Here is a 17,791-nt window from a genome sequence, read left to right as displayed (position 1 = left end):
TTAGATGTTTATTGTATAAAAAATCTTTTAATATTGTTTTTAAGTATATATATTGTAATTCCTAGGAATGCAAGTATACACATACCAATAACAAATATCATTCTCTTTGGACCAGATGCCTTAATTGGAACAGCAGCTCCTTTAACTATGGTGAAGACTGGAGTACGTTCCTGTACTTTTGCCTTAGCTGCTTGATATTGGGTCATCATAGTGCTGTAGGCATTGTATTTCAGTTGCATATCGTTCTCCAAGTCTTCTTGCTTAGAACGGAAACTTATAAGTTGCAAATCGGTATTGGCATCTGCGTATGAGCCATATAACTGGCGAGCTTTTTCATATTCATGTTTAGCTTCGGCAACTAAATTCTTATAATATTCTTCATCTACACGCGATTTTCTTGTACGGTAATTGGTAATGAATACTTGTAGACGCTCTTTTACAGAATCTGCAAGAGTTTTGCAAATCAAAGGATCTTGCGCTTTGGCTGTAATAGTAATGACTGCAGTTTTCTTATCAATGCTGATGGTTATATCTTTACGAATAATCTCAGCAATATCATTTTGTTTCTTCGAAAGCATATAAGGGCTGTTTTTAGAAGCACCTTTTATTGATGTTTCTTTCTCAGCAAAAAATCTCTTTATACTATTTATTCCTTTCGACCAAAAAGGTTTATCTTGATACTTGGTAAGATAGTCGTAGTAGTTGCATTTTATTTCGCCATCAGCAGATGCTAACTTTATATCGAATAAACCAACAACAAACCCATTGTCTTCCATCAAATCAGGATAGAGCATCGGATTTATGGCATCGGATGTTTCCATGCTACTAAGGTCGAAACCAAATGATGATGCTATCGAACCAATGGATCCACCAAGACCAGAACCATTATTTACCTCAGGAGCAAGACTAAGACTTGATGTATATGTACGAGGTATACACAATATATATGCACAAGATAAAACGAATACTATTGGCATTACCTTAAAGTATAACATTTTATTGTCCATTATCTTCTTGAAAACCACTCTTAGGTCTATCACCTCATTGTTATTATTTTCCATTATGTCTATTTTTCTTACTATATGGTTAACTGCTATAGGAAATGGAATTAATAAACATAAAACACTGCATACGAATACTTATATTCAGCATTCAAGAAATTCCAATCTCCACTTTTTATTACTACTAAATTCTCTTTCCCTTGCTTTCCCTTGCGCCAGTTATTACCTTTGCAATGCCCCAGCGTTCTTTGGCTTGTTTACATACTTTTATGTTACATGCTCCATAAGCGAAGAAACATCTATCCTCCTAGTATGAGGTACGCAAATGTTCGGTTTTCATTGCTTCGAGTTTTTCTTCACTCCATGAGCCAGAATTCCACAACTTGTCCAATTCACTTTGCATACGCTCATTCATTGTATTCAATTTCTCTACCGACATAATAATGCAATTTTTATGGTTACTATAGAAATGTTCTTTGGCTTGTTTACATACTTTTTTATTATATGACAGCCCATCGTTCCAGTCCTCTGCTATCTCTTCCGAATTCAAGAGCCAAACAAATCACTCTTTTATCAGAAGCAGCATAAGAGTCGGCGTAATGTCGAGTTTTGAACAGCCTCTTTCACCTCACGATTCGGATAGCCCAAAACATAAGTATTACCATCTACTGACTTTATTGTCAGATAGCCCGCTTGATAGAGGAACAGCTTCGGGTCAATCATATTCACATCGCTCTCTTCCAGATAGTCGGCATCAATAAGACAACCATCGAGCATGGGGATATCCTTGGCGAACTTCTTCAACACCTTAAATAACATCTCGTTAGAACCTGATGCTATCCAATAAGAATTAAGACGTCCACGAGAGAATGCCGACAACACACTATAGGGATTGTACACATTCAACATGTTGGAGGCAAAGTGATAACCGTCGTACAAGGATTGCATCTCATTGATTGTCGCCTCTTCGCTCATATTGCATTTGTCAGCCAATCTCTTTATCTCATTCTGAAAATTGTCTGTCAATTCACTATACGTGATACCGCAAACGGCAGCCAACGATTCGTCAAAGCTTATATTGGCAATAGTATTCAAAGTACTAAACAGGCTTATCTGCGTAAACTTAGTAATGCCTGTTATGAAGACACATTTTATACAATAGCCAAAATCTTTCAACCCTGTAAAGAAATCACGATATATAGTTCGACATTCCTCATGCTGATCAGTATCGTACGTATGCTGCAACGGCACGTCATACTCGTCTACTATTACAGCTATCTGTACTCCAGACTTTTCGTACGCACGACGAATCACACCATTAAAACGATTGCCCAATGATTGCTCGGATTGTACCTTTCCATATACAGACTCGTAATAACTCAAACGTTCGTTGAGATATTCCTTCAACGATTGAGCATCGGAGCCTCCTAAACTCATACTTAAATATATGACTGGACGCACAATCCATTCTTTCTCAATGGACATTATCTTGAGACCATCAAACAATTCCTTTCTGCCTTCGAAATAGCATTTCAAAGTAGACGCAAAAAGTGATTTGCCGAAACGACGAGGGCGACTGAGGTAATTGTATTTGCGGTTGTTAGCCACAGCCCACACCATATCGGTCTTGTCCACGTAAAGATAGTTTCCCTTACGCAGCTCCTCAAAGTCCTGTATGCCTAACGGCAATCTTCTTTCTTGCATATCTTTATTTACATTCTATTAAATAAACATTGCCGGGAGTCTTAGATTACCAGCTTTGACATCCTTCACAAACTCCTCTATGAAATAGGGAGACTTTGAACCTGCCGTAGTATATAACGGCAAAAGAAAATTAAGAAAACCTTCTTCCACTTCTTTGTTAGGAAAGCCAAGTCGGTATTTCTTGAAACGCTCGTCGTAACCTTTTATAGTAAGGTAACCGCTCTGATATATCACAGGAATCGGATTGGTAGACATCGAATCAACGCTGTTTATAACGTCGTCTGAGACTTTCTCTCTGGTGATGTCTGGCAGGCGATAATTGTGCATCTTCAATAGGTCGACAAGGAAAGTGGGAGTTCCTGTTTCAAACCAATAGTCCTTATAACGCAACTTAGCCAGTGTATTGAGTACACTGAACGGATTGTATATACCTACTGTATCCTCTTCAAAATGATAGCCGTCGTATCTTATCTTCAGCTTATTCAATGTCTCTTCTTCTGTATCGCCATACGCCTCGCCCAATTGCTCTATACCTTCACGAAAGTTGTAGAGAAGTTCATCCTGCGTCATACCACAAATGCTTATATAGCGTTGATCCATGGATATGTCCATAAGATTGTTGAGGTCGCTGAACACGCTTACCTTACCAAACTTTGTTACACCAGTAATGAAAGCAAAACGTATATAACGATCTTGCGTCTTCAGTACTGAATAGAACGACTTGAGCAACGAACGGTGCTTCTCCTGCAATTCTTGATTGCGCAGAGTCTGGAGGATAGGCTTGTCATACTCGTCAATGAGTATTACGACTCCACGTCCTTCCTTCTCAGCAGCACGTGCTATTACACCTTTAAAGCGCAAAGCGAGTGTAGTTTCATATTCACGAGCACCATACATTTCTTCCCATACACTCACGTGTGAATTGAGGACTTCATACAGACTATTCTCGTCACGAAAATTTGCCGTATTCAAATCTATATAAAAAATTGGATGACTCTTCCATTCTTTCTCCATATCATATATGGCAAGTCCTTCGAAGAGTTCTTTCCTACCAAGGAAATAGGCTTCGAGTGTAGACAGAAAAAGACTCTTTCCGAACCGTCGTGGACGGCTCAGAAAGTAATATGACCCTTCGTCGGCAAGCTTATATACAAACTTGGTTTTGTCAACGTAAGCGAATCCGCCCTGACGAAGTTTGACAAAGTCTTGTATTCCTATTGGATATTTCATATATGTATGTATTAGAGGTGTGTGTAATCAGGCTATTTTACTTCGTCAGATTGGCTATCGTAGCTATCATGGCGGCTATCGACGACATGCTTGTTCCGAGGCTCATAGTCTCTGCCACACTCATCTTGCGCTTCAGCTTGGCTGGAACCACTATCTCACAACCCGGCATTACGCGTGCACCGTGGCTCACCTTGGCTACACGACCATTCATATATATAATGTAGGCATGGTTCTTGACGGCATCGGATGCGTAGCCTCCTGCCTGGTCGATATAGTAAGAGGCGCGTTTGCCCTTCTCGTAGGCTACGGTATTGGCATACATAACGGCACCATTCACCTTGACAGTTCCGTTATACTTAGGCACGATAAGGCGGTCGCCCTCACGCAACACTACGTCGGCATCGCTGCCAGGATGCTTCAAAGCTTCTTCGAGGTCGATGCCTACAGGATATTCGTCGGGCACATTGAACTTGGCAAGCTCGGCATTCTTGGCTCCCTCGGCAGCCTGCTGCAGACCGCCAGCATTGTTGCTGCTTGCCGAAAGCTGTAGCAGATTTTTCTGCAACTGTTCCTGCTGCATACGCAATACAGCACGCATACGCTCCTTCTCGGTCTCGTTGGCACGACGCATGAGGCGTGCTCCCTTGATATAAGCCAGTCCGTTGGAACCTCCCGACTTGCGGAACAGTTCGCTCAATCGTACATTGTCTTTAGGCAGTGTGTATACGCCGGCAAAAACAACCTCGCCCTCAACGCTCACATTCTGCTGCTCGCTGTAGGCAGGGCTGCGCATTACATACACTTCGTCGAAGGGCATGAGCTTGAACTCGGGTTGTCCGTCTACAGCAAAGCCGTCCTTCAACGATACGGTAAAGGTCTGGGCTATAACCGAATCGGGACGCAGTGCCTTGGGGTCGGTGATACGTCGACTAATGTAGACATTGACAGACGAGGCACGATCGGTCAATCCGCCTGCCTGAAGCACGAAGTCTTCAACGGTCTCGTTCTCGGCATAGCGATAGGTGCCGGGATAGTTCACCTCGCCACGTATGGTAAGCGTGCGCTCCTGTATTTCCTCTGGACGTGTGGGAATGAAGAGCACGTCGTTCTCCTTCAATGGTATGTCGGCTACACGTCCACTCATGATGCCTGCCACGTCAACGCGTATTGCCTCAAGCGAGCGGTCGGCCTTCATACGGTGCATAACGGCACGGGCGGTGAAGGCTTTCTCTGTGACGCCCTCAGCCTGGTCAAGGAGTGTGCGCACGCTGTTGACATGCTCGCCAAGATTGTACTTGCCGGGACGGAACACGGCACCACGCACCTCTACGGTGTTGGCAAAGCGAGGCAGGATAGAGTCTACCTCAACCGAGTCGCCATCGGCTATGTGGAAACTTGCAAAGTCAAACTCACCAACGTTATATACCGAATATTCGCGGCCTGTCTTACGATTGACACGCACAGCCTTGGTGTAGGCATCGCCCGTGAACGAACCTGCATATTTGAGAAGCGAAGCTACCGACTCGTTCTTCTTCATCTCGTAGAACATAGGACGCTTCACCTTGCCCGAAATATTGACAAGACAGTCGTAGGGTCCTACAACGATTACGTCGCCTTCGGCAAGACGCACGTTGCCCGTAAGACGACCGTTGAGAATGTAGTCGTAAATGTCGACAACGGTGACGAGTCGACCGCTACGATACACCTTGATGTTGCGCAGCGTACCGAGTTCGTTGGTGCCTCCTGCCATGTAAAGGGCGTGGAACACTGTGGCGAATGCTGACAGAGTATATGTGCCTGGCAAACGCACCTCGCCCATGACATTGACCATGATGGTGCGTGTCTGACCTACCGTAAGGCGCACGCGGCTGCTTGTATAGCGACTGCCAAGCGTAGCACGCAGGCGGGCATTGGCCTGTGCCACGGTGAGTCCTGACACCTGAACGGGTCCGTAACCCTCAATAGTGACATCGCCGTCGGGCGATACGGTGCACTGCTCGGTCTTCTGCGAAGCTCCGTAGATGTCGATGATTACGGCATCGCCAGGACCAAGACGATAGTTCTGAGGTGTGGCTATGTTCATATTGGGCTCAAACGAAAGAAGCTTGCTATTGAAGATGTCGCGACCGAAGACACGGTTTTTGCTTTTTGCCAATGAGTCCTTATCGCTACTGACCATTGCAGCCATTTCTTTCTGAAAGTCGACATACTCCTCATCGTTGTCGTCGTAGGTATGGGTATAGCTGCGGTCGGGCTGCGCCTTAACTCGCTGCGAAGAATATTCGGCAGCCTCAGCATCAGCCTTCTTGCCATAGTCATTGCGTGTCTTGCCATTATTGGTGCGCATACGTGAGGCGTCACTGCCGTTCTTGGAACCCACCGAGCTCATTGAGCCTTGATTCATCTGGCTCTCGTACTTGGTTCGCACGCGACGTATCTGAGATATGTCGACTCCACGCTGCATGAGTTTGGTTACTATCTGGGCATTTGACGTGCCGGCAGCATGCTCCTTGGCTACAAACGCCATAACCTGGTCGTCGGTCATCGACTGTGCTGCTACCGCCAAAGGCATCAGAAAAGCGAGCAATATGTATACTATGTATCTTCTCATCATATATTAATAAGTAATTTATTTGCAAAGTTACGGAATTACAGAAAATAAACAATGAAAAAGGAGGGGATTTTACACAAAAGAGGGTGTGTCAAGACACACCCTCTACAAAAGTTTGCTGTTTTTATTCTTGCTGCACGTCGGACGGGAGTCCGCCGTTCCTATATTATCTGCGACGCAGAGTCTTAGGCTTGTTACTGTCGATGCGCTTCAGAGTGACGCCCTTGCCATACGACTTGCCCTGCGATGTTGTCTGTACAGAGTCTGAGCCAAGAGCACGTGTGCCGCGACTTGTGACACGCTCGCAGTCGAACGTTATGTACTCGTCAACATTGATGCCTTCCATAACTCCGTTGAACAGATCCTGCTTCTCTTTAGAGTCCCATCCGAGGAAGAAGCCGGAGGTATCAGAATTGCCATTGGCATCAAGAACGTATCGTAATCCGCTATTGATATACTCTATATTGATGTTGCCAGTACGCGGGTCGATATACCACTTGAATCGACTGATATTGGTGTCGCCATTGTCGGCATAGTCGGTCTCGTAACCTGTACCGTTGCACGACTTGGAAGTGTACTGAGTAAAGGTGAACTCTACATCGAAGTAAGCAGTATACCACTGACCATCATCTTCTTTAAAATCGCTCTTGGCATTACCGGTCCATGTGCCATTGAGGGTGCGAGCCATAGATACAAGCTGGTCGTCGCCATAGTTGAATGGTTTGTCGTACCAGTCGTAGTCGTCATACCAGTCGCCATAATAGTCGTCATACCAATAATCGTCGTCGGTATCGCAACTTGTGAACATTGCCGGTGTCAATGCCAACATTACCATTGTAAGGAAAATATAAACTCGTTTCATAATGTATGTGTTTTAATTGTTTTCTGATGCAAAGATAGAAAAACGTAATAATACTGCAACGTATAAAATCCATAATAGTATGTAGGGAAATCCCTATTTGCTACTAATTGAGCCATAAAAACGACATTACAGTTGCCTATGTAGATAATAATGTATAAATTTGCCATATACATATTATATATACAATAATCAAAAAACATAAAGACATGAAAGTTTTTCAAAGTTCTGTTGTACGCGCATTGTGCGCTATAATAGTAGGAGCGCTGATTGTGAAATATCGCGAACTTACAGTGACATGGATAACAATAGCCATAGGCGTGCTTTTCTTCCTGTCGGGAGTGTTCTCGTGCGTGGCATATTTCATTGCACGTGGCAAGAGCAGCGACGTGCAGGTGTTTGACGCTGACGGCAGACAGATTACGGGACTGAGACCTACATTCCCTATCGTTGGACTGGGCAGCCTCATCCTGGGACTAATACTCGCACTGATGCCAAACACGTTTGTGCAGAGCCTGATGTATATACTCGCAGCTATGCTGATATTGGGAGCTGTGACACAGATGGTGAATCTTGTGGCGGCTTCGCGCATGGCACGCATCGGATTCTACTATTGGATTATGCCAGCACTGACTCTGCTTATAGGCATTGTGGCAATAGTTTCGCCGTCGTCGATTGCGTCAGCTCCGCTGTTCGTAATAGGTTGGGCTATGATTGTATACGGTGTTGTCGAGCTGACCAATGCCATCAAGCTACACCGCCTGCGCCGTGCTTTCGAGCGCAGCGTGAGCACTACTGTAGAGGGGGAAAACCAGCAAGCACAAAAGGCAGAAAACCAACAATAGGGATTTTCCCACCCGCGTTTAGGGAAAATCCTTTTGCCAGCCCATAATGTGTATGTAACTTTGCAAGTGTAAAAAGAAAACATTTGTCGAACAATATAAAACATATACATTATGAAAAAGCTGATTTCCATACTAATGCTTCTGATGGCGTTCACAATGTCGTCAAACGCTATGAGTTATGAGCAGGCACGTCAGCAGGCCCTGTTCCTGACCGACAAGATGGCTTATGAACTCAATCTGACAAACGACCAGTATGAGGCAGCATACGAGATAAACCTCGACTACCTTATGAGCGTAAACACTGTCGACGACCTGTATGGTGCCTACTGGCGCTACCGCAATCTCGACATGAGCTACGTTCTACTCTACTGGCAGTATCGCGCCTTCTGCGACGCAGCCTACTTCTATCGTCCGCTCTACTTCAACGCTGGCTACTGGCACTTCGGCATTTACGCACGCTATCCGCATCGCGACTACTTCTACTTCGACCGCCCGACTGTGTACATCAGCTATTGCGGCGGCCACTCATGGCACACGAACCGCGGACGCTCATGGTATCACGGTCGTAGCTATGGCCCGCGTCGTGGTGACAACCACTTCGGAATGCGCGACGGATTCGACCGCGGCGACTACGGACGTGGCAACAGACAGTCGTTCGGCTCACGCGAACCGCAATATATCTCAAGTCGTCCGCAAAACTCATTCGGAAGCCAGAGCAACCGTCAGCAAGGCTCGTTCGGTAGCCGTGGCAGCAGCACACGCACTACTGTAAAACGCTCGTTGACCGACAATAATACAAGTCGTGAACAGTTTGGTTCAAGTCGTGGACAGTTTGGATCGCGACGTGGAGGTGATGACGTATACGGCACACCGCGCAACACGTTCACACGCCCCAACACTTCCAATCAGTCAAGACCGTCGTTCGGCAACAGCAGCCGCAACAACTCATCATCATTCGGAAGCGGTTCGCGCTCTAACGGTTCTTCATTTGGAGGAGGTTCACGTTCAAACAACAGCTCGTCGTTCGGCTCACGCAGCAATGGAGGCTCATCGTTCAGTGGCGGCACGCGCTCAAACGGCGGAAGCAGAAACAGCAATGGCGGCGGAAGCCACGGCTCATTCGGAAGCCGTCGCTAACATAACGCTATCATACACAGCTCAACAACAAAATATATAAAGGTTGAAAATGAAGTGTGAGGATGTCAAAACCATAATGTTTTGAACATCCTCATCTTTTATGTATACACGACACATCCAATAAAAAAACAAATAAAAATCGACAAGAAGCGGGCTTATATAAAAAATAAATGGTAATTTTGTAATTACAAAAATCGGAGAATGTTTACTACTATACTGCTTTTAATTATTTACTAAGTTATGGATTCACTATTTACATTACAGTACACCTGCCTACTTGTATTCGCAATGATTATGTTGCAGCTTATTGTGTCACGACTATACCTGACATCAACAACTCTACAATATGAGAAGTCGCGACTGTTGCTCATAGCGACAGCGATAGTACTGATAACACACTACGCGCTACAGATCAAATTCAAATTACGAGCCAACGACAACAACGTAGGCACCGTATTCAACATGCTTTTCTATCCTATTGCCAGCTATTTTCTGGCGTGCTCGATAATACAGATACAAAGTTCACGAAAAACCACACGGCGTTATGTCATAATAGGCTTACTGGCATGCCTTGCAATAGTGGGTGTGTTCGGTACGGGATGGATTGTCACTGGCAGCATGGCACTTGGCTATTTCAGGCACATAATGTTCGGTATATTCGCTATCAGTATGATATATTTCATTGTTTCGCCTACCATTATACTAAGACGCACCACACATCGTATCAACGACGAGACGGGCGGCGATATCTCTCCATACGACCGCTATGTTTCGTCAAGCTATAGAATGCTGTGTATGTTGGCGCTATCGATGATTTTCGCCATAACATGGCGACCTGCATTGTTTGTTGTAGGTCCGCTCATATTGCTCGCAATATTTCTGTTTGTCTCAAGTTTCGTGGCGCTGGGCTTCAATATGGCTTCAGTGAAAGACGTTCTGGACGAAGACGATGCCAACAACACGGCAACCGACAACATAAGCCCAAATATCATAAACGACGACCCGACAACGGTATCAGCACAACAAGCCGAACAAATAAGCGAAATACTGGCACAATGGGTAGCCGACGGCGGATTTCGCGACACATCAGCCAACATCAGCAAGCTGGCCCAACAGACACGTATATCGCGCATACGACTGAGCCAATACTTCGACCAACAACTCGGCTCAACGTTCCGTGTATGGCTGTCGGGCATACGCTTTGCCGAAGCACAACGGCTAATCCAGGTACACCCCGAATACAACAACGACACAATATCGGTATATTGCGGTTTCTCATCGCGTAGCCAGCTGTACAAGATATTCAACGACAACACAGGCATGTCGCCACGCGAATGGCGAGAAATGCAGAGTAAAAGTACTACAATATAATTGTTGTTAAACTTGTTTTGCGTTATTTTGCCAATTAAAGCGAAAATTGTAATTTTGCATATTGACGAGTAGACAAGGAGATTGGCTTTCCTTGACAATCGTTGAATACACCCGAAGATTACAGAACAATTCATTTATAAGATTTTATAATAATTATGGCAAAGAAAGCATTATTGATGATCCTCGACGGATGGGGCATCGGCCAGCATGGCAAGGGAGACGTTATCTACAACACACCGACTCCTTATCTCGACTATCTCACAGCTGTTAGTGCTCACTCACAGCTCCTCACCTGCGGCGAAGACGTAGGTCTGCCCGCAGGACAGATGGGTAACTCGGAGGTAGGCCACCTCAACATCGGTGCTGGTCGCATCGTTTATCAGGACCTCGTAAAGATCAACCGCGCATGCAAGGACGGTTCTATACTCCAGAACAAGGAAATCATTAACGCTTACAGCTACGCTCAGAAGACTGGCAAGAAGCTCCACCTCATGGGTCTTACTTCTACCGGCGGCGTACACTCTTCACTCGACCACCTCTTCAAGTTCATCGAAATCGGCAAGGAGTATGGTCTGAAGGACGTATATGTACATTGCTTCATGGACGGCCGTGATACCGACCCGAAGTCGGGCAAGGGCTTCATCGAGCAGGTACAGAAGTGCTGCTCTGACAATGGTGCACACATCGCAAGCATCGTAGGCCGTTTCTATGCAATGGACCGCGACAAGCGTTGGGAGCGCGTTAAGGAAGCTTACGACCTGCTCGTTGAGGGCAAGGGCAAGCAGTCGGCTGATATGGTTCAGGCTATGCAGGAAAGCTACGACGAGGGCGTGACCGACGAGTTCATCCTCCCTATCAACAACTCTACCGTTGACGGTACAATCCAGGAGGGCGACGTTGTCATCTTCATCAACTATCGTAACGACCGTGCCAAGGAGCTTACCGAGGTGCTCACACAGAAGGACTACACCGAGGCTGGCATGCACACTATCAAGGATCTGCAGTACTACTGCATGACTCCGTACGACGCTTCGTTTGAGGGTGTACACATCCTCTTCCCGAAGGAGAACGTAACAAACACTCTCGGCGAATACCTCGCTGCCAACGGCAAGCGTCAGCTCCACACTGCTGAGACAGAGAAGTATGCTCACGTAACATTCTTCTTCAACGGTGGTCGTGAGACTCCGTACGAGGGCGAGGACCGTATCCTTGTTCCTTCACCAAAGGTTGCCACATACGACTTGAAGCCGGAGATGAGCGCATACGAGGTTAAGGACAAGCTCGTTGGTGCTATTCAGACTCAGGAGTACGACTTCATCGTTGTCAACTTCGCCAACGGCGACATGGTAGGCCACACTGGAATCTACAACGCTATCGCTAAGGCTGTTCACGCTATCGACAACTGCGTTAAGGAGGTTGTAGAGACTGCTAAGGCTAACGATTACGAGACTATCATCATCGCTGACCACGGCAATGCCGACCACGCTCTTAACGATGACGGTACTCCTAACACAGCCCACTCATTAAACCCGGTTCCGTTCATCTACGTTACTGACAACAACTCAGCAACTGTTAAGGACGGTCGTCTGGCTGACGTTGCTCCTTCTATCCTCCACATTCTCGGAATGGAGCAGCCTGCCGATATGACTGGCGAGAACCTCATTGAGGACAACAAGTAATCAACAGATTTACTAAATACAAAAAAACTGGCAAGCAACCAATTGGTCGACTTGCCAGTTTTTTATTTATACATTTTTACTTCACAATCAGCTTTCCATTCACGCTGGTAACGTTGTATGTCTTGCCCTTTTGGGTCTTGAAGCGTACGGTCTGGTCGCCATAGCGCACCTCGCACGGTTCACCGGCACCTGAATAGACAGTAGCCTTAGTCAGCTTGCCACCGTTCCATACTATGCCTACGGTGAAGTTGCCACGGGCACGTAGACCCTCGATTGTTCCTTCAGCCCAAGCATCAGGCAAAGCAGGCAACAGATGGATGAATCCCATGTGACTCTGCATAAGCATTTCGGTCACACCGGCAGTTCCACCGAAGTTTCCGTCAATCTGGAATGGAGCGTGAGTGTCCCACAGATTGTCGAGTGTGCCATTCTTAAGCAAATTGCCATAGAGCTTGTATGCGTGGTTGCCGTCGTGCAGACGTGCCCACTGATTGAGTTTCCATCCCATTGACCATCCTGTAGCGCCGTCGCCACGATGCTCGAGTACTACACGCGAAGCCTTGGCAAGCTCTGGAGTTGTGACAGGCGAAACGGTGTGACCCGGGTGCAAGCCGAACAGATGATTGACATGACGATGCTCGTCCTTAGGATCATCAATGTCGCGCGACCATTCCATAAGCTGTCCGTAACGACCTATCTGATAAGGAGCGATGTGCTTCAATGCATCTTCCCACACACGGCGGTCCTTGGCGTCGCGGCCGAGAATCTTGCTCGCCTCAATAGCATCCATAAGAATCTCGCGCACCACAGCGTGAGCAAAAGTAGCACCCTCGTCAACCGGTCCGTGTTCGGGCGAAGTAGACGGTGCTGCGGTATATACGCCATCCTTGCGATGCCACAGATAGTCGGCAGCAAAGTCGGCACTACCCTTGATTATGTCGTAAGCCTCGTTGGCAAGGAACCGGCGGTCGCGTGTGTAGTCATAATAGTTCCACATGTGTGTAGCAAGCCACGGACCTGCAAACGGAGAGAAGTTCCACGACATATCCTCGCTCGACAACGGCGATGTGAATCCGAAGATGTTGGCAGAAACAGATGTTGTCCATCCACGTGTACCGAAGTAAGCCTTGGCAGTAACCTCACCCGGCTTGATGAGTGTGCGGATGAAGTCGAACAACGGCTGTTCGCACTCGCTGAGGTTGGTCTGGCATGCCGGCCAGTAGTTCATCTGCAAATTGATGTTGGTGTGATAGTCGACACGCCAAGGTCCGTCAACATTGTTGTGCCATACGCCCTGCAGGTTGGCTGGCATATTGCCCGGACGCGACGAAGCGATGAGCAGATAGCGGCCAAACTGATAGTAGAGCTGTTCGAGATAGAAGTCCTTCTGACCGCGACGATAGTTGCTGAGTCGCTGGTTGATAGGCATGTCCTTAACGTTGGCTGTTGCGTTGTTGATGTTGAGCTTCACGCGGTTGAACAGACTTGCGTAGTCATTGTAATGCTCCTTGAACAGCGTCTCATAGCCCTTGGCTACAGCCTTGTCGACCCACTGGCGTGTAGTAGACTCAGGATTGACGCCTACATAAGCCTTTGCTTCGTCGAAGTTGGGATTGTAGTTGGGCTTGTAGTCGGTGTCGGCTGTGATGATGAACACCACCTCGTCGGCACCCTTAACGGTGATTTTTCCGTTATGATTGTCTACGGTTCCGCCCTTTACCACCGCCTTCATACGTATGCAATACTGCATATTATTATTGTCGAGACGGGCGTTCCACAAGAGCTCGTCGTTGCCTTCGGCTATCATCTTGCCCTCCGAAACGGGGTTCTTGGCATACGAAAGCACGAGGTTCTGCATTCCATTACGCGAAGCCTTGAAGCGTACCGCCATGACATTGGCAGGATAGCTGACGAAGTATTCGCGTGTATAGCTCACGCCGTCCTTGGCAAACGACACTACAGCCAGAGCCGAGTCGATAGATAGTGAGCGGCGATAGTCAGTCATGCCTACCTCGCTAAGACCTGTCTCGATATAAAGTTCGCCTGCTGTAGTGAAGCTACCAAAGCGGAAAGGTTTCTCTGCATCAGCCTCGTAAGGCACAGGACTGTTGAAGTTCTTGCGTGTGAGCAACTCAGCCTTCTTCAAGTCGTTGTCGACAAAAGCCTGACGGATGTCCTTGATGACACCAGCCGACTGCTTGTTGACATCCCAGTAGTAGCGTGCTCCCTTGCTGGTGTTAGGTCCGCCACGCCAGAGAGTCTTCTCATTGAGAGTGATACGCTCAGCAGGAACAGAACCCATGATATTGGCACCTATCGAGCCATTGCCTATAGGCAGCGACTGCGACTCCCACTCCTGGTCGGGATTCTTAACGACATCACCAGCTCTTTCAGGCTTGTTTTCGCCCTTCCACATTTGCGGATTGCCGCCATACCACACGGCCTGTCCACGCATGGTAGCCGGGGTATCAAACCAGTAGTTAAGCCCGTGCTGGGCCATTGCTGTTGATGTTGATGCTGCAACGAGTGCAGCGGTGTAGAGAAATTTTTTAAGCATTTGTATTTGGTTTATTAATATCTTCCAGTCTCGTCAACGATATCCTTGATACTGTTCACGAAGTCACGGTCAGCCTTCAACGATTCGATGGTCATTGGCATACGATAACGCCAGTAATGGAACGGATTGGCAGGCACATTGACACGCTCACCAGTAGGATCGGCCTGACGGATGCGCTCGTCTGTAGCAAGCCAGTCTTGCAACTGCACTATACACAGCATCGAGGTGGTCTGCATCTGACGCACCACAATCTCACGAGCCAACCATCCCGGCAACGGATGAGGTGCCGTGCCTGTATGATAAAGTACCGACTCGTAGTAGTCTTGCGCCACCTCATAGTCTTCGTTCCACCACAGACGGAGCGTAGGCATGTCGTGCGACGAGAAGAGGCAAACCGAGCGATAGGGATATTTCGACAAATCGGCAAAGCGTACGCCATACTCCTTGGGCATAGTCTGGACGTTGAGCGAGAGGATACGCAGGTCTTTCATGACCCAGTCTACGCTCTCGGGCACCATACCGAGGTCTTCGGCACACACAAGCATGCGTGTAGTCTGCACCAGTCGAGGCAGTTTCTTCATAGCCTCACGATACCAGAACATGTTGTGGCGACGATAGTAGAAGTCGTCATAGAGTCGGTTGAAGCGTTGCTTGTCGTCTTCGCTGAGTGCAGCAAAGGCGAAGTTGAGCTGTGCCGTGATGCGCGGATGATAGAGATAGTTGCGCTTGCGGTCGCGTACGAACAGCACATTCTCAATGAGTTTGTACAATCCGTCGCGCAATGCCGTGTCGGCAGCCGACTCCTTTCCTGCAAACGCAGCCTGCACCTTACGCTCCGTGTCGTATTCGGGACGCATGCTGAAGGTGCCGTCTTCGGCAATGGGCTGCAGATATTTTTCGGCTACATCCAAGGCACGTTCGCCGAAGATGCGCTCCAGCACCCACTTGTTGATGAACGGACGTGTATGTCGTTCCTCGTCAAACTCAAATCCGTAGCTGCCTATCTCCGCCTTGGTCATTGGCAGAGCCGGCGAGAACTGTCCGAGCAGTGCGTGAACGCAATCGATGGGGATGTCCCATATACGGAAGAATCCCAGCACGTGGTCGATGCGATAAGCGTCGAAATACTTAGCCATATTGCGGAAACGACGCACCCACCACTGGCATCCGTCAGCAAGCATACGGTCCCAGTTGTATGTAGGGAATCCCCAGTTCTGTCCTTTGACAGAGAATGCGTCTGGCGGAGCACCTGCCTGTCCGTCAAGGTTGAAGTATTGGGGTTCGAACCATACGTCGCATCCTGTACGGTCTACACCGATAGGAATGTCGCCCTTGAGTATCACGCCACGTGCCATGGCATGCTCGTGTGCGGCGCTCATCTGCTGGTCGAGCACGAACTGCAGATAGTAGAAGAAGGCGAGTTTCTTGTATGCCTTGGTGCGCGGATTTGACAGTTGTCCGCGCTCGGCTTCCGTCCATTCACGATGGCTGGGCCATGAGTTGAAATCGGACGTGCCATAGGCATCGCGCAGATAACTGTACTGGGCGTATGGCACAAGCCAGCGCTCGTTGTCGCGGAAGAACTTCTTGAACGCAGCCGAACGCATGGTGCGCTCGCTCTCCTGCTCAAACATAAGGTGCATATACTGCTCCTTGGCATGTATAACACGCTCGTAGTCGACAGCCGGGAGGGCGTTGAGTTCCTCGCGAAGAGCCTCAAACTCGGCCAGCTTCTGTGCGTCGGCCAATGGCGGCAACTGACGGAGGTCGACATATATCGGATGGAGTGCAAATATGCTTATGCACGAATATGGATAGGAGTCGGTCCAATGGCGCGACGTGGTTGTATCGTTGATGGGCAGCAACTGCAGCACTCGCTGACCGGTATCAGCCACGAGGTCGGTCATTGCAGCAAGGTCGCCGAAGTCGCCTATACCAAAACTGCCTTCAGTACGCAGTGAGAAGAGCGGCACGAGGGTTCCTGCCAAACGTCGGTTGCACATTGCAAAGAACGACTGGTCTTCTTCTATCACGCACGCGTCGCCCGTATCCATGGCATCGAGCTTGAGCGTGCGGTTGCTGCATGTCTCCCACATCACCTTGCCGTCGGTGCTGACGGCTATGAATTTGTATTCCAATCCCTTCATAGGCACAGCCTCAGCGCCTTTCTTGGCTGGCTGCGGCACACCGAGGGCGTTGGCGTTGAGGTCAATCTGCCATTCGTTGTAGTTATGCTCGTGCATCGGCAGGGCGTGGTCGGTGTTCCACTCGCCCATGGACGGGTGTTCGCCCACTATGGCAAGTCTTTCGCCCAGTCGCAACTGAGGCGCACGCACTATCAGTCGCACCGTGCGACAATAAGCCGAGCGTCCTACCGAGTGGCGCGGATGGCGGTTGATGCAGTCGGTATAAGCCGATGTATATAGATAGGAGTCGTGCGGCATCTCGTTCCAACAGTTGTTTACGGTTATCGTTGTGGCCTTTGACATGTTGAGGTCGAGGCGGTGTTTCACGGTTATCCACTCACGACGCAACTCTTTGCCAGCGTTGCTGAGTGAGAAGAAATAATCAATATAAGGAGTGGATGGAGTGTCGATTTTGTCCAAGGAATATTGCCAGTGGTGTCCATCTGTGGTAGACATGCTGAACACGGCAGTCTTCTCCTGTCCGTCTTCAGTCATCACCTTGACGTTGAGCAACAGTTCCTCACCAAATGTCGTTTGGTAGTTAAGATTGAATTTAATAGTCATTATCGTTAAGGTTACTGTGTCGTTAAGACACTGGTTATAGTTTTATT

Annotated in this window: 10 protein-coding genes and 1 pseudogene; 4 read left to right on the top strand and 7 right to left on the bottom strand. The window is 47.9% G+C overall.

Features of this window, described 5'->3' with window-relative positions; genetic code table 11:
• Positions 1 to 8: 8 nt before the first annotated feature.
• From I6E38_RS01455 to I6E38_RS01435, 5 genes and pseudogenes are all read right to left on the bottom strand, one after another.
• Positions 9 to 1,061 carry a chain-length determining protein gene (locus I6E38_RS01455; RefSeq protein WP_235392314.1) on the bottom strand — a complete coding sequence of 351 codons (1,053 nt, stop codon included), beginning with the start codon at positions 1,059 to 1,061 and terminating at the stop codon, positions 9 to 11.
• 513 nt (positions 1,062 to 1,574) lie between these two features.
• A complete protein-coding gene (locus I6E38_RS01450) occupies positions 1,575 to 2,705 on the bottom strand; it encodes an ATP-binding protein (RefSeq protein WP_235392313.1) in 1,131 nt (376 codons plus the stop codon).
• Positions 2,706 to 2,750: 45 nt separating this feature from the next.
• Positions 2,751 to 3,935, bottom strand: a pseudogene (locus I6E38_RS01445) (ATP-binding protein); the annotation flags it as partial.
• A 37-nt stretch (positions 3,936 to 3,972) separates the two neighbouring features.
• Positions 3,973 to 6,546, bottom strand: coding sequence for a polysaccharide biosynthesis/export family protein (locus I6E38_RS01440; protein ID WP_235392342.1), 2,574 nt, complete (start codon positions 6,544 to 6,546; stop codon positions 3,973 to 3,975).
• Between the two features lie 166 nt (positions 6,547 to 6,712).
• Positions 6,713 to 7,408, bottom strand: a complete 696-nt coding sequence (locus I6E38_RS01435; protein WP_235392312.1) for a hypothetical protein — start codon at positions 7,406 to 7,408, stop codon at positions 6,713 to 6,715.
• Positions 7,409 to 7,614: 206 nt separating this feature from the next.
• On the opposite strand from I6E38_RS01435, the gene I6E38_RS01430 reads away from it, so the two are divergent.
• The 4 genes from I6E38_RS01430 to gpmI all read left to right on the top strand — a co-directional run bounded on the left by I6E38_RS01430 (position 7,615) and on the right by gpmI (position 12,437).
• Positions 7,615 to 8,250 carry a DUF308 domain-containing protein gene (locus I6E38_RS01430; protein WP_235392311.1) on the top strand — a complete coding sequence of 212 codons (636 nt, stop codon included), beginning with the start codon at positions 7,615 to 7,617 and terminating at the stop codon, positions 8,248 to 8,250.
• Positions 8,251 to 8,361: 111 nt separating this feature from the next.
• Complete coding sequence (locus tag I6E38_RS01425) at positions 8,362 to 9,387, top strand: hypothetical protein (RefSeq protein WP_235392310.1); 1,026 nt, start codon at positions 8,362 to 8,364, stop codon at positions 9,385 to 9,387.
• Between the two features lie 240 nt (positions 9,388 to 9,627).
• Entirely contained in the window at positions 9,628 to 10,758 is a 1,131-nt protein-coding gene (locus I6E38_RS01420; RefSeq protein ID WP_235392309.1) for an AraC family transcriptional regulator, read from the top strand.
• 155 nt (positions 10,759 to 10,913) lie between these two features.
• Positions 10,914 to 12,437 carry a 2,3-bisphosphoglycerate-independent phosphoglycerate mutase gene (gpmI, locus tag I6E38_RS01415; RefSeq protein ID WP_235392308.1) on the top strand — a complete coding sequence of 508 codons (1,524 nt, stop codon included), beginning with the start codon at positions 10,914 to 10,916 and terminating at the stop codon, positions 12,435 to 12,437.
• Between the two features lie 76 nt (positions 12,438 to 12,513).
• On the opposite strand, the gene I6E38_RS01410 is transcribed toward gpmI, so the two are convergent.
• Both I6E38_RS01410 and I6E38_RS01405 read right to left on the bottom strand, forming a co-directional pair.
• The gene (locus I6E38_RS01410) at positions 12,514 to 15,000 is read right to left on the bottom strand and encodes a glycoside hydrolase family 95 protein (protein ID WP_407936636.1); all 2,487 of its coding nucleotides are present in this window, start codon (positions 14,998 to 15,000) and stop codon (positions 12,514 to 12,516) included.
• A gap of 8 nt (positions 15,001 to 15,008) precedes the next feature.
• On the bottom strand, positions 15,009 to 17,744 hold the full coding sequence (locus tag I6E38_RS01405) for a 4-alpha-glucanotransferase (protein ID WP_235392307.1): 2,736 nt from the start codon (positions 17,742 to 17,744) through the stop codon (positions 15,009 to 15,011).
• Positions 17,745 to 17,791: the final 47 nt, after the last annotated feature.

Source organism: Leyella stercorea (assembly GCF_021531355.1).
Taxonomy (GTDB): domain Bacteria; phylum Bacteroidota; class Bacteroidia; order Bacteroidales; family Bacteroidaceae; genus Prevotella.
Note: the sequence above shows the minus strand (reverse complement) of the source record. Positions and strands in the feature narration are given on the sequence as shown.

What these genes read in the sequence shown, in the direction of transcription:
- I6E38_RS01455 (WP_235392314.1), bottom strand. Translation starts at nt 1,061, where the DNA reads ATGGAAAATAATAACAATGAGGTGATAGACCTAAGAGTGGTTTTCAAG.
- I6E38_RS01425 (WP_235392310.1), top strand. Translation starts at nt 8,362, where the DNA reads ATGAAAAAGCTGATTTCCATACTAATGCTTCTGATGGCGTTCACAATG.
- I6E38_RS01450 (WP_235392313.1), bottom strand. Translation starts at nt 2,705, where the DNA reads ATGCAAGAAAGAAGATTGCCGTTAGGCATACAGGACTTTGAGGAGCTG.
- I6E38_RS01405 (WP_235392307.1), bottom strand. Translation starts at nt 17,744, where the DNA reads ATGACTATTAAATTCAATCTTAACTACCAAACGACATTTGGTGAGGAA.
- I6E38_RS01440 (WP_235392342.1), bottom strand. Translation starts at nt 6,546, where the DNA reads ATGAGAAGATACATAGTATACATATTGCTCGCTTTTCTGATGCCTTTG.
- I6E38_RS01435 (WP_235392312.1), bottom strand. Translation starts at nt 7,408, where the DNA reads ATGAAACGAGTTTATATTTTCCTTACAATGGTAATGTTGGCATTGACA.
- I6E38_RS01430 (WP_235392311.1), top strand. Translation starts at nt 7,615, where the DNA reads ATGAAAGTTTTTCAAAGTTCTGTTGTACGCGCATTGTGCGCTATAATA.
- I6E38_RS01420 (WP_235392309.1), top strand. Translation starts at nt 9,628, where the DNA reads ATGGATTCACTATTTACATTACAGTACACCTGCCTACTTGTATTCGCA.
- gpmI (WP_235392308.1), top strand. Translation starts at nt 10,914, where the DNA reads ATGGCAAAGAAAGCATTATTGATGATCCTCGACGGATGGGGCATCGGC.